This is a genomic window from Staphylococcus sp. Marseille-Q5304 (genome assembly GCF_943737015.1).
In the GTDB taxonomy this organism is placed as follows: domain Bacteria; phylum Bacillota; class Bacilli; order Staphylococcales; family Staphylococcaceae; genus Staphylococcus; species Staphylococcus hsinchuensis.
Map to the genome: position 1 here is coordinate 947,912 of NZ_CALSFP010000001.1, position 21,054 is coordinate 968,965.

Consider the following 21,054-nt stretch of genomic DNA (forward strand, 5'->3'; position numbering starts at 1 on the left):
ATAAAGTTTCGTTGATATTTGGAGGGAGGGAAATACACATGTCTAAAACAGTAGTAAAAAATAACGAATCTCTTGAAGATGCGTTACGTCGATTCAAGCGATCAGTTTCTAAAAGCGGTACAATCCAAGAAGTTCGTAAACGTGAATATTACGAAAAACCAAGTGTTAGACGTAAAAAGAAATCTGAAGCTGCGCGTAAACGCAAATTCAAATAATTGTTTGTTTCGTTGACTCCCTCAATACCAACATTTAATTATAAATAAAAAGCCTTAGTTGTTAATAACAACTAAGGCTTTTTTCTATATTTTTAACAATAAAGTAGATTCAAGTTTGATTAAATGGTTTAGCGAAAATGTGTAAAAGTATCAATGGTCAAACTTTACAAAAAATTATGTACTAATCGACTTAATTTGTCTTCGCATTATATGGATGCGGATCATTGTTTCTTTTATTCTAAGGGTAAATGTGCGATTTATTTCCCATTCATTACTATAATATATTTTGTTTATTCCATTTGAGTAAAAGAATATTATGAAAATATAGAATTTTAAGATGTAAACGGTATAATCATTTATTAATTTCATGTATAATTGAGTGGAGAGCGAGGTGATAGCGTGTTTTCTTCGAATAATTTACATAGAATCTTTGCAACTCAATTTGTAGAAAATGACACCTGGGTAAGCCATATTGCAAATTTCATTGTGAACCCCATTGTTTCACTTATTCTTACTTGTATTATCTTTACGGGGTTTTTATATCAATTATATTCCAAAAAAGTAAATATAATTGGTATCATTGCAACTCTTGCATTGATGACTTTCTTTTTAGGATTCTTTGTTAAGGGTGATGTTAATTTTTACTCAGTATTGTTATTTATTATTGGGGCAATATTAGTCATAATTGAGTTATTTGTCATAGGTGCAGTGATTGGTATTATTGGTTTAATACTCATTACTTTAAGCATAATTACATTAGGTGATAATTTAGTTTTGATGTTAGCCAATGTCGTTATAGCATTAATTTTATCATTAATTGAGTGGGTGGTACTTGTGAAAATATTTAAACGGACAATACCATTTTTAGATAAAGTAGTTCTAAAAGATTCTACAAACGCAGAAGCTGGTTACACTTCTCATGAAGATCGCTCTTATCTAGTTGGTCAAATTGCCAAAACGTCAACAGATTTACGACCAGCTGGCATAATAACTGTTAACAATGAACGTATTGATGCTGTCTCAGATGGTTCTTTTATTTTAAGGAATAAAGAAGTCAAAATTCTAGAAGTTGAAGGTACACGTGTCGTTGTTAGAGAATTTGAATCGTAAAGGAGAGTAAATATGATACCAATTATTATTATTATTGCAGTAGTAGTCGTTTTAGCACTACTAATTCTACTTTCTTTTGTACCTGTTGGATTATGGATTTCAGCTATAGCAGCAGGTGTTAAAGTAAGTATTAGTACACTTGTAGGTATGAGATTAAGACGTGTTTCACCACGTAAAGTGATTTCACCTTTAATCAAAGCACATAAAGCTGGATTAAATTTATCGACAAATCAATTGGAATCACATTTCTTAGCTGGTGGTAATGTGGATCGCGTAGTTGATGCAAATATTGCAGCTCAACGTGCAGACATTGATTTACCTTTTGAAAGAGGTGCAGCAATCGATCTAGCAGGTCGTGATGTATTAGAAGCTGTTCAAATGTCAGTAAATCCAAAGGTTATTGAAACACCATTTATTGCCGGCGTAGCGATGAACGGTATTGAGGTTAAAGCTAAAGCAAGAATTACTGTACGAGCAAATATCGCTCGTCTTGTCGGTGGTGCAGGTGAGGAAACGATTATCGCACGTGTAGGTGAAGGTATTGTTTCAACAATCGGTTCAAGTGAGCATCATACACAAGTGTTAGAAAATCCAGATAATATTTCAAAAACCGTGTTAAGTAAAGGATTAGATTCAGGTACTGCTTTTGAAATACTTTCAATTGATATTGCAGATGTAGATATTAGTAAAAATATCGGTGCAGACCTTCAAACTGAACAAGCACTTGCTGATAAGAATATTGCTCAAGCGAAAGCGGAAGAACGTAGAGCAATGGCTGTAGCAAGTGAACAAGAAATGAAAGCACGCGTTCAAGAAATGAAAGCGAAAGTTGTTGAAGCAGAAGCCGAAGTTCCTAAAGCTATGTCTGAAGCATTACGTTCAGGAAATATTGGAGTAAAAGATTATTACAATCTAAAAAATATCGAAGCTGATACAGGCATGAGAGAATCAATTAATAAACGCACTAACCCAGAAGATAACGAATCACCAGATAAATAATTAGGGGTGATTATATATGAACATTGGTATTATAATTTTTGTAATATCTGTTGTAATTTCCATAATAAGTGCAATTCGTGATGATAACCACAAGAAAAGGAATAAAACCCCTAAACAAACACAATCGTCAAAACCGAATGGTGAGCAGCCAAAATCTAAAGGGTTTTTAGAAGAAATAGAACGTACATTTAAAAAGCTTGAGCAAGAGTTTGATGATCCTTTTGGAGAATATACAGAACCTGAGAAAAAAACGACAGAGAAAAAAGAAACACCAAAACAAAAAGAAGCGCAACCAACTCAACCTCAGCTACAAACAGCAACACGTACTGAGAACAGAGAGGTAAAACCAGAAAAGGTTAAAAAAGTACAAGACGCTAAACCTGTTCAAACTACAAAACAACTTGAAGATGACTTGATGTCTGAACTCGAACAAGTTCGATCTGAAATAGATCGGGAACATGCTAAGCGAATTGAACGAACTGAACGAAAAGCACAAGAAATTATAAAAGATGAAAACTTAAGTGAGAGAACTAAAAGGTATCGCTTAAGACAGTTATTACAATCTAATCAAAACCATGAAGCACAGCCTAAAGAGAAATTACGTTTTGACCAAGATGAAATAGTAAATGGTATCATTTGGTCAGAGGTATTAGAACAACCTAAACGTTTATAAACACTTGAACGAAAACAAATAGTACGAAACATACTAATAAATATTTTTTACAGTTTGTCGCTGAATATGTTATAAGACTGGACTTATTAAAGGTCCAGTCTTTTTTGTTAACGTGATTTTTAAAAAATGAAATTTACCCATTGAATTTGGGTCGCTTACAAATAATATTTTTGAAATCCATGATATAATGACAGTGTAAGATTTAATTGACAATGACCATTGATAGCATTCTTTGTGTTCGTCTTACATGCATTCATAAATTTTAAAGTTATATTCACTATGTGTTTTCAAATTTAAAATTTTAAATTTCGAGCGCTTCTATGCTTATATTTTAGTATTTATTTTTGTAACAGAAAATTTAATAAGATAAAATGATATTAAACTAATTTTTCAGGAAAAGGAGCACCTATATGCCAGGAATTATTCAAATTGATGACATCAATGAAGCTCAAGCTCTCATTGGAAATAATGATGAACATATCAAAGCCATTGAGGAAGGATTTGATGTCATTGTTCATGCTCGAGGACAAGAAGTTTCAGTTAAGGGAGAACGTATCGAGCATGTTGAAAAAGCAGAATCAGTACTCATTAATCTATTAAAAGTTATACAACAAGACGTTACCATTACGCTTAAAGATGTTGAAGCCGCAATTAAAATGGCTCAAAATGGTAAGATCCAATATTTATTAGATTTATATGATGATGAGATTACTAAAGATGCCTTTGGTAAGGTTATACGTGCTAAAACAATGGGACAACGCCTATACGTGAATGCGATGCATCATAATGATTTAGTATTTGGTGTAGGTCCTGCTGGTACAGGGAAGACATTTTTAGCTGTGGTTTATGCCGCTAAACAACTCCGAAAAGGGAATGTAAAGCGAATCGTGTTAACTAGACCTGCAGTAGAAGCAGGGGAATCATTAGGTTTCTTACCAGGAGATTTAAAAGAAAAAGTCGATCCATATTTACGTCCTTTATACGATGGTTTAAACACAGTTTTAGGTAGAGAACAAACTGAACGTTTTATTGATAGAGGAATCATCGAAATTGCACCACTTGCATATATGCGTGGTCGTACGTTAGATGATGCGTTTGTAATCTTAGACGAAGCACAAAATACAACACATGCTCAAATGAAAATGTTTTTAACACGTTTAGGATTTGGTTCTAAAATGATAGTAACAGGTGACCACACACAAATAGATTTACCAAAAGGTGTTAAGAGCGGATTAAAAGAAGCGATAAAAAAACTTAAAGATGTTAAAGGATTAAGTATTCACCATTTAGACCAAAGCGATGTCGTACGTCATCCATTAGTAAGTAAAATTATAGATCGGTATGAAGGAGAGAACTAAATGTTTACAATAGATTTTAGTGATCATACAAATATAGTTGAAACGGAATGGATTGAACAAATCGAGAAATTATTGAATTTTGCAAAAGACCAAGAAGGTATAGAGAGTGATGCAGAATTATCCATTACATTTGTAGATAAAGAAGAAATTCAAAATATTAATAAAATGTATCGCGATAAAGATAAAGTAACAGATGTTATTTCGTTTGCATTAGAAGAAGATGAACCAGTTATACATGATATTGACATGCCTCGTGTATTAGGCGATATTATTATCTGTACAGATGTTGCAGCTGAACAAGCCGAAACTTATGGCCATACCTTTGAAAGAGAACTAGGTTTTCTAGTATTACATGGTTTCTTACATTTACTTGGATATGATCATATGAATGAAACTGATGAAAAGCAAATGTTTGGTCGACAAGATGAGATATTAAATGCCTATGGCTTAACAAGAGATTAGGGCATTATTATGAAAAGATTTTCTTATGCATTTCAAGGTATGTGGGTCTTGTTGAAGAAAGATTATAAATTTTTGATGCATTTAATAACAGCATTCGTTGTCGTTTGTTTTGGTTTTTTCTTTAACATTTCACGCATAGAATGGCTCTTAATCATCGTTTCAATAGGTCTTGTTATCGCATTTGAAGTAATCAATACTGCTGTGGAGTATGTGGTGGATTTAGTAACTGAAGATTATCATCCTTTAGCTAAACATGCTAAAGATGTTGCCGCGTTTAGCGTGTTAATTGCTGCTATTGTGGCATTTATTGTTGGATTACTCATCTTTATACCTCACATTTTTAAGTAAGTTACTACAATTAAAACAAGGTAAGTAGAGAAAGTAATACAAAGGAACATCTCTTTTCTTTGAAACTTAGAATCTCTACTATTTATTTAGGAGTGATTTATTTGGCATATCAACAACATTATTTTGAAGCAGTAAGAGAGGCACAATCTCGAGCGTATGCACCTTATAGTCAATTTAAAGTAGGCGCTTATTTAGTTACTAAACATGGCCAAACATATTCAGGTGCCAATGTAGAAAATGCAGCTTATCCTATGGCTATTTGTGCTGAGCGTTCAAGTTTAGTAGCAGCAATATCAGATGGCGTTCAACCTGGTGAATTTGAATCAATTACGATTACTGTAGATGCAGAACAACCATCGTCACCGTGTGGCGCATGTCGCCAGTTCTTAAAGGAATTATGCGATGATGATATGCCAGTATATATGACAAATCACAAAGGTGAAATAATCGAATCAACGGTGGGTGAGTTATTACCGTTAGGATTTTCTGGAAAGGATTTAACAAAATGACAGAACATAAATCAGGATTTATATCAATAATAGGTAGACCCAATGTAGGTAAGTCTACTTTTATGAACCACGTTTTAGGACATAAAATTGCAATTATGTCGGATAAAGCGCAAACTACTAGAAATAAAATTCAAGGTGTTATGACACAAGATGATGCTCAAATCATCTTTTTAGATACACCAGGTATCCATAAACCTAAACATAAACTTGGAGATTATATGATGAAAGTTGCCAAGAATACATTATCGGACACTGATGCGATTATGTTTATGGTTAACGTCACTGAAGAAATTGGTCGTGGTGATGAATTTATCATGGAAATGCTAAAAGATGTTAAAACACCAGTCTTTTTAGTATTAAATAAAATTGATTTAGTGCATCCAGATGCGTTAATGCCTAGAATTGAACAATATAAAGAATATATGGAATTCACAGATGTGATTCCAATTTCAGCACTAGAAGGGTTAAATGTTGATCACTTTATTGAAGTGCTTAAATCATACTTACCAGAAGGACCAAAATATTACCCTGATGACCAAATTTCTGACCATCCTGAACAATTTGTCGTAAGTGAATTAATACGTGAAAAGATTTTACATTTAACAAGTGAAGAGATTCCTCATGCTATCGGGGTGAATGTAGACCGAATGATAAAAGAGTCAGAGGATAGAGTTAGAATTGAAGCCACGATTTTTGTCGAAAGAGATTCACAAAAGGGTATTATTATCGGAAAAGGTGGTAAAAAGTTAAAAGAAGTTGGAAAACGAGCAAGAATTGACATCGAAAGATTACTCGGTTCAAAAGTTTATTTAGAGCTTTGGGTTAAAGTACAGAAAGATTGGCGTAATAAAGTTAATTTCATACGTCAAATGGGATATTTAGAAGATCAAGATTAAGTTGGAAGTCGGTGAGCTATCATGTTAATCAAACAAAAAGGAATTATTATTAAAACGGTTGATTATGGCGAATCCGATAAAATCATAACGATATTAAATGAATATGGTGCCAAAGTACCTCTAATGGTACGCAGGGCAAAAAAGAACAAACAAGGGTTGCAGGCAAATACGCAACTCTTTGTTTATGGTTTATTTATTTATTCAAAATGGAAGGGCATGGGATCTTTAAGTTCAGTTGATGTAATCGAGCAAAATTATCATTTGCGATTAGACATTTATGAAAGTAGTTATGCGAGTTTATGCACTGAAGCTATAGATCGTTCAATCGAATACGACGAGATTTCTCAATTTAGTTATGATTTATTGCATTTTATTCTTGAAAAGATTAAATCAGGTGTTTCAGCTCAGTTGATGTCAGTCGTTGTATTACTGAAATGTATGTCTCGTTTTGGATTCAGTGCAATTTTTGATCATTGCGTAGTCACAGGTAATACAGACCAATCTCAGCTTGTAGGTTATAGCTTTAAATTCGATGGAGCTATTTCACAAAAGGTTATACATCAAGATCCATATGCTTTCAAAATATCTAATAAAACATTGTACTTATTAGATATATTACTTAAATTACCAATTAATCAAATGAATAGTTTGAATATACATGGTGATGTCGTAGACGAAATGTCAGAATTAATTATATTACTATATAAAGAGTACGCAGGGACGTACTTCAAAAGTCAAAAATTAATCAATCAACTTAATCGATTAGAAGATATATAAAACCCGGAAAGTGATGAAATCTCACTCTCCGGGTTTGTTGTTTATATAAGTGTGATTATGAATTAAAAAGTAACTCTTTCAGCTAGGAATGATTCAAGCTCAGAAATTGGCATACGCACTTGTTCCATTGAATCGCGATCACGTACTGTAACTTGTTGATCTTCTAATGAGTCGAAGTCGAATGTGATACAGTATGGTGTACCGATTTCGTCATGACGACGGTAACGTTTACCAATTGATTGTGATTCATCAAAGTCGATTGAGAATTTAGTACTTAGTTGTTCAAAGACTTTGATTGCTTCGCTTGATAATTTTTTACTTAATGGTAATACTGCTGCTTTATATGGTGCTAAGGCAGGGTGGAAACGTAATACAGTTCTAGCATCTTTACTACCTTCAACGCCTTCTTCTTCATATGCATCACATAAGAATGCAAGTGTCACACGATCTGCACCTAATGACGGTTCGATACAATATGGTAAATATTTTTCACCAGTTTCTTGATCATGATATCTGAAGTCTTCACCAGAATGTTCACTATGTTTCTTCAAGTCAAAGTCTGTACGACATGCGATACCCCATAGTTCACCCCAGCCGAATGGGAAGCGGTATTCAATATCAGTTGTGGCATTTGAATAGTGAGATAATTCATCTGCATCATGATCACGTAAACGTGTGTTGTCTTCGCTTAAGTTTAAGTCTTTAAGCCATTGACTTGCGAATGTTTTCCAGTAATTTTGCCATTCAATTTCTTCGCCTGGTTTACAGAAGAATTCTAATTCCATTTGTTCGAATTCACGTGTTCTAAAGATGAAGTTACCAGGTGTAATTTCATTACGGAATGATTTACCAATTTGACCAATTCCGAATGGTAACTTTTTACGCATTGTACGTTGAACATTTTTATAGTTCACGAAAATACCTTGAGCTGTTTCAGGGCGTAAGAAAAGTTCGTTAGTAGTATCTTCGGTAACACCTTGGAACGTTTTGAACATAAGGTTGAATTGACGAATGTCTGTCCAATTTGCTGTGCCACTTACTTCACAAACAATACCTTCTTCGTCAATAATGCGTTTCATTTCATCAAAGCTTAGACCGTCAGCTACGAAATCTTCATCGCCTTTTTCTTCAGCCATGTAGTTTTCAATTAATTTGTCAGCACGGTAACGAATCTTACTGTCTTTATTATCGATCATTGGATCATTAAAGTTACCTAAATGGCCAGATGCTTCCCAAGTTTTTAGGTTCATTAATATTGCAGCATCGATACCAACGTTATATGGGGATTGCGTGATGAACTTTTGCCACCAAGCTTTTTTAACGTTGTTCTTTAATTCAACACCTAGTGGACCGTAATCCCATGTGTTTGATAAACCACCATAAATGTCACTTCCTGGAAATACAAAACCTCTATGTTTTGCTAATTGAACAATCGTTTCCATATCTTTTGCCATTAAAAAACACTCCTTTTTTTACATAAAAACGCCCCAAGACCAAGAATAAGCCATAAAAGAGCTCACTCAAGGTCTTGGGACGAGTTAATTTTAAAATTTCATTAATTAAATGTATAAATGAATTATTATTTCATAACCCGCGGTTCCACCCAAATTAGTGTGTACACTCGCTTTCAAAGTCATTAAATTGTAGCCAAATATTTATGTTAAGCTCCCACCAACCTTAACTCGCTTTATATACTAATTTTAATGTATTGCTTATTTATTCGCAAGTAAATACATGTATTTGTGGCAATTTTAATTTCAATGTATAATTAATATGAACGAGTGAAAGGGTGAAGTCCTATAGAACTTAATAAAAGACAACAACAAATTGTTGAAATTGTTAAAAGTAATGGCCCGATAACGGGTGAACGAATTGCAGACCGACTCGATTTAACACGCGCTACACTTAGACCTGATTTAGCTATTTTAACAATGTCTGGTATTTTAGAAGCTCGTCCAAGAGTAGGTTATTATTATTCTGGTAAACCAAAGAATAAATTAATAACGGATGAGTTAAAGCAATATATTGTTAAAGATTATGCATCTTTACCGGTTGTAGTTAAAGACGAAATGTCGATATACGATGCGATTTGTACGATTTTCCTAGAAGATGTCAGTACATTATTTGTCATTAATAAAAATGGAGATTTTTTCGGTGTATGTTCTCGAAAAGATTTATTAAGAGCGTCTATGATTGGAGAGGATATACATACGATGCCAGTGAATATAATAATGACACGCATGCCTAATTTACATTATATTTTCGAAGATGAAAAGGTTGTTCATGCAGCAAAGTTAATGATTGATAAAGAAGTAGATTCTTTACCTATAGTTACAACTAAAGATAACGGTAAATTAGAAGTTAAAGGACGTATTTCTAAAACGACAATTAATAAAATCTTTGTATCATTATCTAATGAATAGGTGGTTTATATAAATGGAAAATATTAGAATTATTGTGGCCTCAGATTCTGTAGGAGAAACTGCTGAACTTGTCGCAAGAGCTTGTTTATCACAATTCAATCCTAAACAGTGTGAAAGAGAAGTAAGTAGATATCCATATATTGATGCACTTGAAAATGTAGACGAAGTTATTCAAGTAGCAATCGATGCAGATGCTATTGTTGTGTATACATTAGTAAAACCTGAAATTCGTAAATATATGGAAGCTAAGGTACGTGAAAATAATATTCAAGCAGTTGATATTATGGGACCATTAATGAATATTTTATTAGAAAAGTTCGATGAAGAACCCTATTTTGAACCAGGGCTCGTACACCAACTGGATGAGGCGTATTTTAAAAAGATCGATGCTATTGAATTCGCAGTTAAATATGACGATGGTAAAGATCCGAAGGGATTATCAAAGGCCGATATTGTATTATTGGGTATTTCTAGAACTTCAAAAACACCACTTTCCCAATATTTAGCACATAAAAGCTATAAAGTTATGAATATACCGATCGTGCCTGAAGTAACACCACCAGATCATTTATTCGAAATCGATCCTTCAAAATGTATTGCTTTGAAGATAAGTGAAGAAAAGCTGAATCGAATTCGCAAAGAACGATTAAAGCAACTAGGTTTAGGTGATCATGCAAGATATGCAACTGAACAACGAATAGAAGAAGAGTTGAATTATTTCCACGAACTTGTAGACAAAGTAGGTTGTCCGGTCATAGATGTATCTGATAAAGCAATTGAAGAAACTGCTAATGATATTATAAGCATCATTGAGCAAAATCGTTTTACAAATTAATACAATAGTATATAATAGTAACCCAACATTTGATAGGTGATAAATTTGAAGATCGATCAAGAGACAATTAATACGATAAAAGCGCGAACAGACATATTAGATTTAGTGAGTGAATATGTCAAATTAGAAAAAAGAGGACGTAATTATATAGGACTATGTCCATTCCACGATGAAAAAACACCTTCATTTTCAGTATCAGAGGATAAGCAAATATGTCATTGTTTTGGTTGTAAAAAAGGTGGAAATGTCTTTCAATTCATACAAGAAATTAAAGGGATTTCCTTTACTGAAGCGGTGAAAGAACTCGGTGAACGTGTCGATGTTAAAGTAGACATAGGAGACAGTCACAACAATCCTTCTCACCAAGTTGCTTCAGAAGATTTACAGATGATTGAAATGCATGAACTTATGCAAGCATATTATCATTATGCTTTAAAAAAGACAGTAGAAGGTGAACAAGCTTTAAATTATTTGAAACAACGTGGTTTTACTGATGAATTAATTGATAAACGTAAAATAGGTTATGCACCGAATAGTGCTAAATTTTGTCATGACTTTTTAGAGCAGAAAGGTTATGACATACAACTCGCATATGAGTCTGGTTTGTTATCCCGTAACGAAGAGAATTTCAGTTACTATGATCGTTTTAGGGATCGGATTATGTTTCCTTTAAATAATGCACAAGGTCGTACAGTAGGATATTCAGGTAGAACATATACGAATCAAGAACCTAAATATTTAAATAGTCCTGAAACACCGATTTTCCAAAAACGAAGATTACTTTATAATTTAGACTTTGCGAGAAGATCTGTGAGACAAAGTGACGAAATTATTTTATTAGAAGGATTTATGGATGTTATTAAGGCTGATCAAGCAGGCCTTAAACAAGTTGTCGCTAGTATGGGAACAAGCCTTTCTCAAGAACATATGACTTTCATAAAAAAACTCACTTCCAATGTGACACTTATGTTTGATGGTGACCGTGCCGGTAGTGAAGCAACGCTAAAGACAGGTCAATTATTATTGCAACAAGGTTTGAATGTATTTGTTATCTCATTACCCAATGGTATGGATCCGGATGAATACATTGAAAAGCATGGTGCAGAAGCCTTCAATTACTTCGTGGAACATGAGAAAAAATCGTTTATCCTATATAAAGTTGCTTTACACAAAGATGAAATTGAAAATAATGATTTAGCTTATGAAAAATATTTAAAAGAAATTATCAATGATATTTCGTACATGAAATCTAATATTCTTCGCAAAAAGATATTGCAAGACGTGTCAGAATTGTTTAAAGTAAGCATTGATAGTCTAAATAAGGAAGTAGGATATAATCACACAGATTACAATTCATACAATCAAACACCTACTGTCCCGCAATTTTCTAACTTATCTAAAGAGGAGAAAGCAGAACGAGCACTCTTGAAACACTTTATGAATGATAAAGATATATTTTTAAATAATCATAAATTAATTGAGTTAGAAGACTTTACAAATCAGTATTTTAAGCGTATATTTAATGTTTTATGTGATTTCTATTCTGAACATGATATGTTCAATTTAAGCGACGTGTTACCATACATCGATTCAAACGAAGTTAAAGAAGTAATGTTTTCATTAGATAATTATGTAATAAATAATGAACCATTTGAAAATGAAATCGATGATTATATCAACACTATGACGATGAATAGAAATGAAGAAACGATTGAGACGCTTAACCACAAGCTACGGGAGGCAAATAGGTTAGGTGATTTTGAACTGCAGAAGTATTATTTAGAAAAGATAGTTAACTACAATAAAAACAATAAAAATTAAATTGATAATGAATATATGTGTATATAAATGCAATATACAACATGTTCAATGTAATATATTATGAAAATTGACAATTTTACTTTTCAATTATTATTTACATGTTGATATTATATTCGGGAGGCCATTTCATGTCAGGAAATAAAGTTAAAGTAAAGAAACAAACAATAGACCCATCTCTAACTTTAGACGATGTAAAAAAACAATTGATTGAAAAAGGTAAAAAAGAAGGTCATTTGAGTCACGAAGATATCGCTGAAAAAATGCAAAATTTCGATATGGATTCTGACCAAATGGATGAATTCTTTGACCAAATCGCAGACAATGACATAAGTTTAGTAAATGAAAAAGATAGTTCTGATACTGATGAAAAATTAAATCCCAATGATTTAAGTGCGCCTCCAGGTGTCAAAATTAATGACCCTGTTCGAATGTATTTAAAAGAAATCGGTCGAGTAAATTTATTAAGCGCACAAGAAGAAATTGAATTAGCAAAACGTATAGAGCAAGGCGATGAAGTTGCGAAGTCCCGATTAGCAGAAGCTAACTTACGTTTAGTAGTAAGTATCGCCAAAAGATATGTAGGTAGAGGTATGTTATTCCTTGATTTAATTCAAGAAGGTAACATGGGACTTATTAAAGCCGTTGAAAAGTTCGACTTTAATAAAGGATTTAAATTCTCAACATATGCAACATGGTGGATTCGTCAAGCAATCACAAGAGCGATTGCCGACCAAGCTCGTACAATTCGTATACCTGTGCATATGGTCGAAACGATTAATAAGTTAATTAGAGTACAAAGACAACTATTACAAGATTTAGGTAGAGATCCAGCACCAGAAGAGATTGGTGAGGAAATGGATCTACCACCTGAAAAAGTAAGAGAAATATTAAAAATAGCACAAGAGCCTGTGTCATTAGAAACACCAATCGGTGAAGAAGATGACAGTCATTTAGGTGATTTCATAGAAGATCAAGAAGCACAAAGCCCTTCAGATCATGCTGCTTATGAATTGTTAAAAGAACAATTAGAAGATGTTCTTGACACATTAACAGATAGAGAAGAAAACGTGCTACGTTTACGTTTTGGTTTAGATGATGGTAGAACACGTACATTAGAAGAAGTTGGTAAAGTCTTTGGTGTAACAAGAGAACGTATTCGTCAAATCGAAGCAAAAGCACTAAGAAAGTTAAGACATCCTAGCAGAAGTAAACGCCTAAAAGACTTCATGGACTAAAATATAAGCTCTTTTGTACGATGATGTACAAAAGAGCTTTTTACATATATTAAAGAGGAGATACGAAAATGATTTCTTTAAATCAAAGGTTAACGCATGTGAGTCGTTATATTATAGGTGATTTTCTTGTCGATATTGGCTCAGATCATGCATATTTGCCAATTTATGCAATTGAAAATCAAATGATTGAAAAAGCTATCGCTGGTGAAGTAATCACTGGCCCATATGAAGCTTCGCAGAAAAACGTGAAACACAATCAGATGACTAATGTAATAGATGTTCGTTTAGGTGATGGTCTCTCCGTTTTGAATGGTGATGAAAAGGTAACATCAATTACAATTTGTGGAATGGGTGGCCCATTAATTGCTAAAATCTTAAATGAAGGTGCCAAAAAATTAACGCATCAACCGCGTTTGATTTTACAAAGTAATATACAATCCAGCGCAATTCGAGAATTATTACCTGAAATCAACTACCAATTAGTAGCAGAAGAAATATTAGAAGAAAAAGGACATATTTATGAAATTCTAGTATGTGATCCAACTACCACGTCGCATAATCTTTCTGCATTAGAAATTAAATTTGGTCCTTATTTGCTTGAAAATAAAGATGCTTTATTTTATAAAAAATGGCAACGTGAGCTTGATGCATTATTTAAAATAAAAGCTAATTTAAATCCACAACAACATGCCAACCGTTTAACAGAAATTAATAGAGAAATTGAAATGATACAAGAGGTGATTTAAGTGAAAATAAATCAATTATTAAATATTATAAATACTCATGTACCATTAAATACTGCTGAGTCTTGGGATAATGTAGGATTACTCATTGGTGATAATGATTCAGAAATAACCGGAATTTTAACGGGTCTCGACTGTACTGAAGAGGTCGTGGATGAAGCGATTTCTAAAAAATGCAACACGATTATATGTCACCATCCACTCATTTTTAAAGGCGTAAAACAAATTGTCGAACAAGACGGGTATGGTGCAATTATTCGTAAATTGATTGAACATCAAATCAATTTAATTGCGCTACACACTAATCTAGATGTTTATCCAAGTGGCGTAAATGCCATGTTAGCCAACCATTTAAAACTACAACAACAACGAATTTTAAATCCAGAAACAATACATTACTATAAAGTGCATGTTTTTATCCCTCAAACACACCTTGAAACGTTTAAAAATAATCTTTCTCAGCATGGTTTAGCACAAGAAGGTGAATACGAATATTGTTTCTTTGAAAGTTCTGGAACAGGTCAATTTAAGCCAGTTGGAAACGCTCAGCCGTATTTAGGAGACGTAGGAAAAATTGAACACGTTGAAGAATATAAAGTTGAATTTATGATTAACAAACATCAACGACAAACAGCTCAACAATTAGTTGAAAAATACCACCCGTACGAAACACCTGTTTATGATTTTATTAAAATGGAAAAAACAGCTGATTACGGTCTAGGTATGATAGGTGAGTTAGAAGAAAGTATGTCAGTACAAGAATTTGTTGATCATGCTAAAGATGCATTAAAAATGCCTAGTGTAAGATTTGTTGGTGATAATAAGCAGCAAATTAAAAAAGTAGCTATTATTGGTGGTTCTGGCATTGGGTTCGAATATCAAGCTGCTCAGCAAGGTGCAGACATCTTTGTAACTGGTGATATTAAACATCATGATGCTTTAGATGCAAAAATAGCTGGTGTTAACTTGCTCGATATTAATCATTACAGTGAATATGTAATGAAACAAGGACTCAAAGATTTATTGTATCTCTGGTTAGATGGCGAAGACAGTTCACTGAATATCATTGAATCAGAACTTAACACAGATCCTTTTGAATATATGTAAGCATTCAAGTAATTATTAATAAATTGAAATTTAGTTCAAAATTAATTAGTAATCCATTATAATGGATAAGATGAAGTTTTAAGGAGGCTAAATCATGGCGAATCACCCATTCGAAAGTTTTAATTTGGAACCAAGTCTGATTGAAGCTGTTAAAGATTTGAATTTTAATCAACCAACAGAAATTCAACAAAGAGTTATTCCAAAGATTATTAAAGAATTAAGCTTAATTGGACAATCTCAAACTGGTACAGGAAAATCACACGCGTTTTTACTACCATTAATGCACATGATTGATCCAGATATTAAAGAACCACAAGCAGTAGTAGTAGCACCTACAAGAGAATTAGCTCAACAATTATTTGATGTCGCAAGTCACTTAGTTGAGTACAAAAAAGATGTTTCAGTCAAATTATTTATTGGTGGTACAGACATTGTAAGAGATCGACAACGTGTAAAAAACCAACCTCAACTCGTGATTGGTACGCCAACGCGTATTAATGATTTAGCGAAAAATGGTGATCTTCATGTTCATTTAGCATCTTATTTAGTTATTGACGAAGCCGATTTAATGATAGATTTAGGTCTTATTAATGAAGTGGATTTAATTGCAACAAGATTAGAAGATAGTGCCCATATTGCAGTATTTAGTGCTACGATTCCTAAATCATTACATCCATTTTTAAATAAATATTTAGAAAACCCTGAGTTCATTGAAATAGAGAATACAACCCAGAATAAAAAGAATATTGAATTTTATCTAATTCCTACTAAAGGTACGGTTAAAGTTGAGAAGACTTTAAAACTTATAGATATATTAAACCCTTATCTATGTATCATATTTTGTAATAGTAGAGATAATGCAGACGAATTAGCAAAGCAGTTAAATGAATCAGGGATAAAAGTAGGAATGATACATGGTGGTTTAACACCACGTGAACGTAAGCAACAAATGAAACGCATAAGGAATTTAGAGTTTCAGTTTGTTATTGCCAGTGATTTAGCTTCCAGAGGTATTGATATAGAAGGAGTCAGTCATGTAATAAACTTTGATGTTCCAAATGATATAGATTTCTTTACTCACCGTGTCGGCAGGACAGGTAGAGGTCAATATAAAGGTGTTGCCATAACATTATATAGTCCTGAAGAAGAAGAAAATGTATCATTAATTGAACAACGTGGATACAAATTTGAAAATGTCGATATTAAAAATGGTGAATTAAAAGCAATAAATGCACATAATAAACGCCAAACACGTAAGAAAAAAGATGACCACCTTACAAATCAACTTAAACACAAAGTTAAACGAAATAATAAAAAGGTTAAGCCTGGTTATAAAAAGAAATTCAAGCGTAATTTAGAAGAATTAAAACAAAAAGAGCGTAAACAATACAGTAAGCAACAACGACGTAAAAATAGAAAAGGATAGGTGAACGATATGTTATTAGGATCTCACGTTTCTATGAATGGCAAAAAAATGTTACAAGGTTCTGCAGAAGAAGCTGCCCGTTTAGGTGAATCTACCTTTATGATTTATACCGGGGCTCCTCAAAATACGCGCCGTAAACCTATTGAAGAATTAAATATTGAAAAAGGTCAAGAAGTCATGAAAGAACAAGGTTTATCAAATATTGTTGTTCATGCGCCTTATATTATTAATATCGCAAATACTGTAAAACCACATGTATTTGATTTAGGTGTGGAGTTTCTACAAAGTGAAATTGAAAGAACGCAAGCGATCGGCGCGAAAGACATCGTACTTCATCCTGGTTCCCACGTTGGCGAAGGTGCAGATAAAGGTATTGCAAAAATAATTGAAGGTTTGAATGAAGTATTAACTAAAGATAATGATGTTAGAATCGCGTTAGAAACTATGGCGGGTAAAGGATCAGAAGTCGGAAGATCATTTGAAGAAATCGCTAGAATTATCGATGGTGTAAATCATAATGAACGTTTATCAATATGCTTTGATACATGCCATACACATGATGCTGGATACAATGTAAAAGAAGATTTCGATGGTGTATTAAATGAATTTGATAAAATCATTGGAGTCGATCGAATTAAAGTTGTTCATGTGAACGATAGTAAAAACGATATTGGTGCTCATAAAGATAGACACGAAAATATTGGCTTCGGTTATATCGGCTTCGATGCATTAAACTACGTAGTACATCACGATACATTTAAAGATATTCCAAAAATATTAGAGACACCATTTGTTGGTGAAGATAAGAAAAGCAAAAAGCCACCATACAAACTAGAAATAGAAATGCTTAAACAACAACAATTTGATTCAGAATTAAAAAACAAATTGTTGAATGAATAATTGACCTTACGTTTTTTCATTAATTAATTAAACTTTCATAAATAAAGTAAGAGTAGAATGTTAAATCTGTTTAAAAGCAGTTTTTGACGTTCTACTCTTTTTATAATTCGTAAAGATTACTATTTACATAATTGTATGACCCATGTATAGTATAGTACGAGGTGAAAACATGACTACACCAGTTTTTGAATTAAAAAATATAAATTATCATTTTGATAACAAACGTGTGTTAGAGAACATCAATATTAAAATAAATAGAGGTACCTTTCTTGCAATTGTAGGGCCGAACGGTGCCGGTAAATCTACGTTATTGAAACTTATACTGGGCTTACTACCTTTACAAAATGGAGAAATATTAGTCGATGGCAATGACTATAACGGTAAACAGTCGTCTTTGAAAGTAAGTTACGTTTCTCAAAAAGCTCAAGCATTTAAAGCGGGATTCCCAGCTAGTGTTAAAGAAGTCGTAATAAGTGGCTTAACTAAACGTAAAAAGCTAGGTAAATGGTTCAATAAAAATGACGAACGTAAGGTTCAAACTGTACTTAAAAGATTGAATATTGAACATTTAATTGATAAAAATATAGCCGAACTATCAGGAGGTCAACAACAACGTGTACTCGTTGCCAGAGCCTTGATAAGCGATCCAAGTGTGCTTGTACTAGATGAGCCTACAAACGGTATAGATGCAAAACATGTAAGTGAATTTTACGAAACGCTAGAAAGATTAAAGCATGAAGGTGTAACTATTATTTTAGTTACACACGACATAGGTGTGGTGGCAGATACAGCTACAGAAGTGGCATGTTTAAATAAACATTTACATTTCCATGGGACTACAGAAGCCTTTAAATCGTTGGATGAGGTTGAAATTTCGAAAATATATGGACATCCAATCCAATTTGTCGATCACCAACATGATAGGGAGTGTTGTACATCATGATTGAGGCATTATTGAATTTCGACTTCATGAGGTATTCTTTATTAAGTGGGATGCTAATTGGTTTTCTAGCTCCGTTAATTGGAGCATTTATTGTGGTGCGTAGGTTATCATTGATTGCTGATGCACTGAGCCACGTGACACTCGGTGGTATTTCTTTCGGAATGTTTGTTTTAACCATCTTTCCTGCTTTAACTTTCCTTAATCCAATGTGGTTCGGTATTTTATTTGCAATTGTCGGTGCACTGTTAATTGAAAACTTAAGAAGTATGTATAGTAATTATCAAGAAATAGCTATCCCCATCATTATGAGTGCTGGCATAGCTTTAAGTGCTATTTTTATATCTTTATCGGATGGTTTTAACCAAGAAATCGTCGGACTGTTATTCGGTTCGATTAGTGCAGTAACTCAAAGTGATTTGTTGACGATTATCGTGATTGTGATTATTGCAGTTGCATTTATTTTAATATTTTATAAAGAATTATTCATTTTATCTTTCGATGAGGAATATAGTAAAGTTATAGGCATTCCTAAATGGATTCAATTCGTATTCATTATAATCGTAGCAATGGTAATTTCTGCATCAATGCGCGTTGTAGGTATTTTACTAGTAAGTGCTTTAATCACTCTACCTGTCGCAATTGCAATGCGATTTACAAAAGGATTTAAACAATTGATTATCACTAGTATTGTAATTGGAGAATGTTCTGTAGTAGGTGGTTTAATTTTATCTTTCTATATGAATATTTCTCCTGGTGGCGTTATCGTCGTACTACTAGTATTATTATTAGCAATAACGATGGTTTATCAACGTTTAAAATTGAGATCAAATAAAGGAGCTGTTATTGATGGAAACAAATGAAGCAATTGATATTCTTAAACAAGAAGGGCATAAGTACACTGATAAAAGACGTACAATATTAGACATTTTTGTTTCTGAAGATAAATACATCAATGCGAAACATGTTCAGCAAAAAATGGATAAACATTTTCCAGGTATTTCATTTGATACAGTTTATCGTAATCTACATTTATTTAAAGATTTAGGTATTGTAGAAAGTACTGAATTTGATGGTGAAATGAAATTTAGAATTGCATGTACAAACCATCATCATCATCACTTTATTTGTGAAACTTGTGGAGAAACTAAAGTTATTGATTTCTGTCCGTTAGAAGAAGTAAAATCTCAACTTCCAAAAGTAAGTATCAATACTCACAAATTAGAGGTTTATGGTGTTTGTGAACATTGCCAGACAGTATAAGTCGAACAAACGAAGTTAAAACATAGGCCATTAGTCTGAATTCTAATGATCATGAGCCGTAAATGTTTAAAACATCGCTATTTGAGATATACTATAAATGTAGTTAAAGATGACACATAATTTTAATTGACATGCATGATAGTTTGTTAAGCATATTGATTGTTGTCATTTATATTAGTTGTTATGCTTTATTTAACATTAATTAGGAGGATGATTAATTATGGCTTTTGAATTACCAAACTTACCTTATGGTTTCGACGCATTGGAACCACATATCGATAAAGAAACTATGGAAATTCACCATGACAAACACCATAACACTTATGTAACTAAATTAAATAGTGCAATCGAAGGTACTGACTTAGAATCTAAGTCAATCGAAGAAATCGTTGCTAACTTAGATAGTGTACCAGAAGATATTCAAACAGCTGTTCGTAATAATGGTGGCGGACACTTAAACCACTCATTATTCTGGGAATTATTAACTCCTAACTCTGAAGAAAAAGGTACTGTAGTTGATAAAATTAAAGAACAATGGGGTTCTTTAGATGAATTCAAAAAAGAATTCGCAGACAAAGCTGCAGCTCGTTTCGGTTCAGGTTGGGCATGGTTAGTAGTTAACGATGGTAAATTAGAAATCGTTACAACTCCTAACCAAGACAATCCAATTACTGAAGGTAAAACACCTATCCTTGGCTTAGACGTTTGGGAACATGCTTATTACCTTAAATATCAAAACAAACGTCCTGACTACATCAGTGCATTCTGGAATGTAGTTAATTGGGAAAAAGTTGACGAATTATATAACGCTGCAAAATAATTAAATAAAGCGTCAGTAAAGGCTGGGACATGATAATGCCCCAGCCTTCTCTTATTTATATTATTATGTGTGAGATTTTGAAATCTACTATATCAGTAAGATTTCCAATCTACACACTTTTTTAATTAAAATAATAGAAATCTTTAGTGATTTAATATATCATTTGTATTGAGAACTTTTGAATAGAGGTATGT

The 21,054-nt window shown here is 32.9% G+C and carries 23 protein-coding genes; 22 read left to right on the forward strand and 1 reads right to left on the reverse strand.

The annotated features are described in order from the left end of the window. Positions 1 to 38: 38 nt before the first annotated feature. The 10 genes from rpsU (at position 39) to recO (ending at position 7,347) form a co-directional block, all read left to right on the forward strand. Positions 39 to 215, forward strand: a complete 177-nt coding sequence (gene rpsU, locus NGI30_RS04775) for a 30S ribosomal protein S21 (RefSeq protein WP_251520426.1) — start codon at positions 39 to 41, stop codon at positions 213 to 215. A 399-nt stretch (positions 216 to 614) separates the two neighbouring features. Then, on the forward strand, positions 615 to 1,325 hold the full coding sequence (locus tag NGI30_RS04780; protein ID WP_251520429.1) for an NfeD family protein: 711 nt from the start codon (positions 615 to 617) through the stop codon (positions 1,323 to 1,325). 12 nt (positions 1,326 to 1,337) lie between these two features. After that, positions 1,338 to 2,324 carry a flotillin-like protein FloA gene (gene floA / locus NGI30_RS04785; protein WP_251942870.1) on the forward strand — a complete coding sequence of 329 codons (987 nt, stop codon included), beginning with the start codon at positions 1,338 to 1,340 and terminating at the stop codon, positions 2,322 to 2,324. A gap of 16 nt (positions 2,325 to 2,340) precedes the next feature. Continuing rightward, positions 2,341 to 2,997, forward strand: coding sequence for a hypothetical protein (locus NGI30_RS04790; RefSeq protein ID WP_251520434.1), 657 nt, complete (start codon positions 2,341 to 2,343; stop codon positions 2,995 to 2,997). 410 nt (positions 2,998 to 3,407) lie between these two features. After that, on the forward strand, positions 3,408 to 4,355 hold the full coding sequence (locus tag NGI30_RS04795; protein WP_251520437.1) for a PhoH family protein: 948 nt from the start codon (positions 3,408 to 3,410) through the stop codon (positions 4,353 to 4,355). Continuing rightward, on the forward strand, positions 4,356 to 4,817 hold the full coding sequence (ybeY, locus tag NGI30_RS04800) for an rRNA maturation RNase YbeY (protein ID WP_251520449.1): 462 nt from the start codon (positions 4,356 to 4,358) through the stop codon (positions 4,815 to 4,817). 9 nt (positions 4,818 to 4,826) lie between these two features. Continuing rightward, positions 4,827 to 5,165: a diacylglycerol kinase family protein gene (locus tag NGI30_RS04805; RefSeq protein WP_251942872.1), complete on the forward strand. Its 339-nt coding sequence runs from the start codon at positions 4,827 to 4,829 to the stop codon at positions 5,163 to 5,165. Between the two features lie 101 nt (positions 5,166 to 5,266). Beyond that, positions 5,267 to 5,674 carry a cytidine deaminase gene (cdd, locus tag NGI30_RS04810; protein WP_251520502.1) on the forward strand — a complete coding sequence of 136 codons (408 nt, stop codon included), beginning with the start codon at positions 5,267 to 5,269 and terminating at the stop codon, positions 5,672 to 5,674. Continuing rightward, on the forward strand, positions 5,671 to 6,570 hold the full coding sequence (era, locus tag NGI30_RS04815; RefSeq protein WP_251520558.1) for a GTPase Era: 900 nt from the start codon (positions 5,671 to 5,673) through the stop codon (positions 6,568 to 6,570). Before cdd ends, era begins: the two co-directional genes overlap by 4 nt. Before the next feature lie 21 nt (positions 6,571 to 6,591). After that, positions 6,592 to 7,347, forward strand: coding sequence for a DNA repair protein RecO (gene recO / locus NGI30_RS04820; protein WP_251520561.1), 756 nt, complete (start codon positions 6,592 to 6,594; stop codon positions 7,345 to 7,347). A 62-nt stretch (positions 7,348 to 7,409) separates the two neighbouring features. Here recO and NGI30_RS04825 read toward each other — a convergent pair whose 3' ends face one another. Further along, entirely contained in the window at positions 7,410 to 8,801 is a 1,392-nt protein-coding gene (locus tag NGI30_RS04825) for a glycine--tRNA ligase (RefSeq protein ID WP_251942875.1), read from the reverse strand. A 345-nt stretch (positions 8,802 to 9,146) separates the two neighbouring features. On the opposite strand from NGI30_RS04825, the gene ccpN reads away from it, so the two are divergent. The 12 genes from ccpN to NGI30_RS04885 all read left to right on the forward strand — a co-directional run bounded on the left by ccpN (position 9,147) and on the right by NGI30_RS04885 (position 20,860). Further along, positions 9,147 to 9,770 (forward strand): transcriptional regulator CcpN, encoded by a 624-nt coding sequence (ccpN, locus tag NGI30_RS04830; protein ID WP_251943923.1) that lies wholly within the window; start codon positions 9,147 to 9,149, stop codon positions 9,768 to 9,770. 13 nt (positions 9,771 to 9,783) lie between these two features. After that, the gene (locus NGI30_RS04835) at positions 9,784 to 10,605 is read left to right on the forward strand and encodes a pyruvate, water dikinase regulatory protein (protein WP_251942876.1); all 822 of its coding nucleotides are present in this window, start codon (positions 9,784 to 9,786) and stop codon (positions 10,603 to 10,605) included. Between the two features lie 45 nt (positions 10,606 to 10,650). Next, positions 10,651 to 12,426, forward strand: a complete 1,776-nt coding sequence (dnaG, locus tag NGI30_RS04840; RefSeq protein ID WP_251942878.1) for a DNA primase — start codon at positions 10,651 to 10,653, stop codon at positions 12,424 to 12,426. 128 nt (positions 12,427 to 12,554) lie between these two features. Continuing rightward, on the forward strand, positions 12,555 to 13,661 hold the full coding sequence (gene rpoD / locus NGI30_RS04845) for an RNA polymerase sigma factor RpoD (protein ID WP_251520573.1): 1,107 nt from the start codon (positions 12,555 to 12,557) through the stop codon (positions 13,659 to 13,661). A gap of 68 nt (positions 13,662 to 13,729) precedes the next feature. Further along, positions 13,730 to 14,407, forward strand: coding sequence for a tRNA (adenine(22)-N(1))-methyltransferase (locus NGI30_RS04850; protein WP_251520590.1), 678 nt, complete (start codon positions 13,730 to 13,732; stop codon positions 14,405 to 14,407). Beyond that, a complete protein-coding gene (locus NGI30_RS04855) occupies positions 14,408 to 15,511 on the forward strand; it encodes a Nif3-like dinuclear metal center hexameric protein (RefSeq protein WP_251520604.1) in 1,104 nt (367 codons plus the stop codon). It begins immediately after the preceding gene. A gap of 94 nt (positions 15,512 to 15,605) precedes the next feature. After that, positions 15,606 to 16,937: a DEAD/DEAH box helicase gene (locus tag NGI30_RS04860; protein WP_251520607.1), complete on the forward strand. Its 1,332-nt coding sequence runs from the start codon at positions 15,606 to 15,608 to the stop codon at positions 16,935 to 16,937. Between the two features lie 9 nt (positions 16,938 to 16,946). After that, the gene (locus NGI30_RS04865; RefSeq protein ID WP_251520611.1) at positions 16,947 to 17,837 is read left to right on the forward strand and encodes a deoxyribonuclease IV; all 891 of its coding nucleotides are present in this window, start codon (positions 16,947 to 16,949) and stop codon (positions 17,835 to 17,837) included. A gap of 169 nt (positions 17,838 to 18,006) precedes the next feature. After that, on the forward strand, positions 18,007 to 18,780 hold the full coding sequence (locus NGI30_RS04870) for a metal ABC transporter ATP-binding protein (RefSeq protein ID WP_251520614.1): 774 nt from the start codon (positions 18,007 to 18,009) through the stop codon (positions 18,778 to 18,780). Continuing rightward, positions 18,777 to 19,640 carry a metal ABC transporter permease gene (locus NGI30_RS04875; protein ID WP_251520617.1) on the forward strand — a complete coding sequence of 288 codons (864 nt, stop codon included), beginning with the start codon at positions 18,777 to 18,779 and terminating at the stop codon, positions 19,638 to 19,640. Before NGI30_RS04870 ends, NGI30_RS04875 begins: the two co-directional genes overlap by 4 nt. Then, positions 19,627 to 20,040: a Fur family transcriptional regulator gene (locus NGI30_RS04880; RefSeq protein WP_251520619.1), complete on the forward strand. Its 414-nt coding sequence runs from the start codon at positions 19,627 to 19,629 to the stop codon at positions 20,038 to 20,040. Before NGI30_RS04875 ends, NGI30_RS04880 begins: the two co-directional genes overlap by 14 nt. Before the next feature lie 220 nt (positions 20,041 to 20,260). Next, the gene (locus NGI30_RS04885) at positions 20,261 to 20,860 is read left to right on the forward strand and encodes a superoxide dismutase (RefSeq protein WP_251520623.1); all 600 of its coding nucleotides are present in this window, start codon (positions 20,261 to 20,263) and stop codon (positions 20,858 to 20,860) included. Positions 20,861 to 21,054 lie beyond the last annotated feature (194 nt).

Coding starts and splice junctions, on each gene's coding strand:
- rpsU (WP_251520426.1), top strand. CDS start 39: ATGTCTAAAACAGTAGTAAAAAATAACGAATCTCTTGAAGATGCGTTA.
- floA (WP_251942870.1), top strand. CDS start 1,338: ATGATACCAATTATTATTATTATTGCAGTAGTAGTCGTTTTAGCACTA.
- NGI30_RS04790 (WP_251520434.1), top strand. CDS start 2,341: ATGAACATTGGTATTATAATTTTTGTAATATCTGTTGTAATTTCCATA.
- NGI30_RS04795 (WP_251520437.1), top strand. CDS start 3,408: ATGCCAGGAATTATTCAAATTGATGACATCAATGAAGCTCAAGCTCTC.
- ybeY (WP_251520449.1), top strand. CDS start 4,356: ATGTTTACAATAGATTTTAGTGATCATACAAATATAGTTGAAACGGAA.
- NGI30_RS04805 (WP_251942872.1), top strand. CDS start 4,827: ATGAAAAGATTTTCTTATGCATTTCAAGGTATGTGGGTCTTGTTGAAG.
- era (WP_251520558.1), top strand. CDS start 5,671: ATGACAGAACATAAATCAGGATTTATATCAATAATAGGTAGACCCAAT.
- recO (WP_251520561.1), top strand. CDS start 6,592: ATGTTAATCAAACAAAAAGGAATTATTATTAAAACGGTTGATTATGGC.
- NGI30_RS04825 (WP_251942875.1), bottom strand. CDS start 8,801: ATGGCAAAAGATATGGAAACGATTGTTCAATTAGCAAAACATAGAGGT.
- NGI30_RS04835 (WP_251942876.1), top strand. CDS start 9,784: ATGGAAAATATTAGAATTATTGTGGCCTCAGATTCTGTAGGAGAAACT.
- rpoD (WP_251520573.1), top strand. CDS start 12,555: ATGTCAGGAAATAAAGTTAAAGTAAAGAAACAAACAATAGACCCATCT.
- NGI30_RS04850 (WP_251520590.1), top strand. CDS start 13,730: ATGATTTCTTTAAATCAAAGGTTAACGCATGTGAGTCGTTATATTATA.
- NGI30_RS04860 (WP_251520607.1), top strand. CDS start 15,606: ATGGCGAATCACCCATTCGAAAGTTTTAATTTGGAACCAAGTCTGATT.
- NGI30_RS04865 (WP_251520611.1), top strand. CDS start 16,947: ATGTTATTAGGATCTCACGTTTCTATGAATGGCAAAAAAATGTTACAA.
- NGI30_RS04870 (WP_251520614.1), top strand. CDS start 18,007: ATGACTACACCAGTTTTTGAATTAAAAAATATAAATTATCATTTTGAT.
- NGI30_RS04875 (WP_251520617.1), top strand. CDS start 18,777: ATGATTGAGGCATTATTGAATTTCGACTTCATGAGGTATTCTTTATTA.
- NGI30_RS04880 (WP_251520619.1), top strand. CDS start 19,627: ATGGAAACAAATGAAGCAATTGATATTCTTAAACAAGAAGGGCATAAG.
- NGI30_RS04885 (WP_251520623.1), top strand. CDS start 20,261: ATGGCTTTTGAATTACCAAACTTACCTTATGGTTTCGACGCATTGGAA.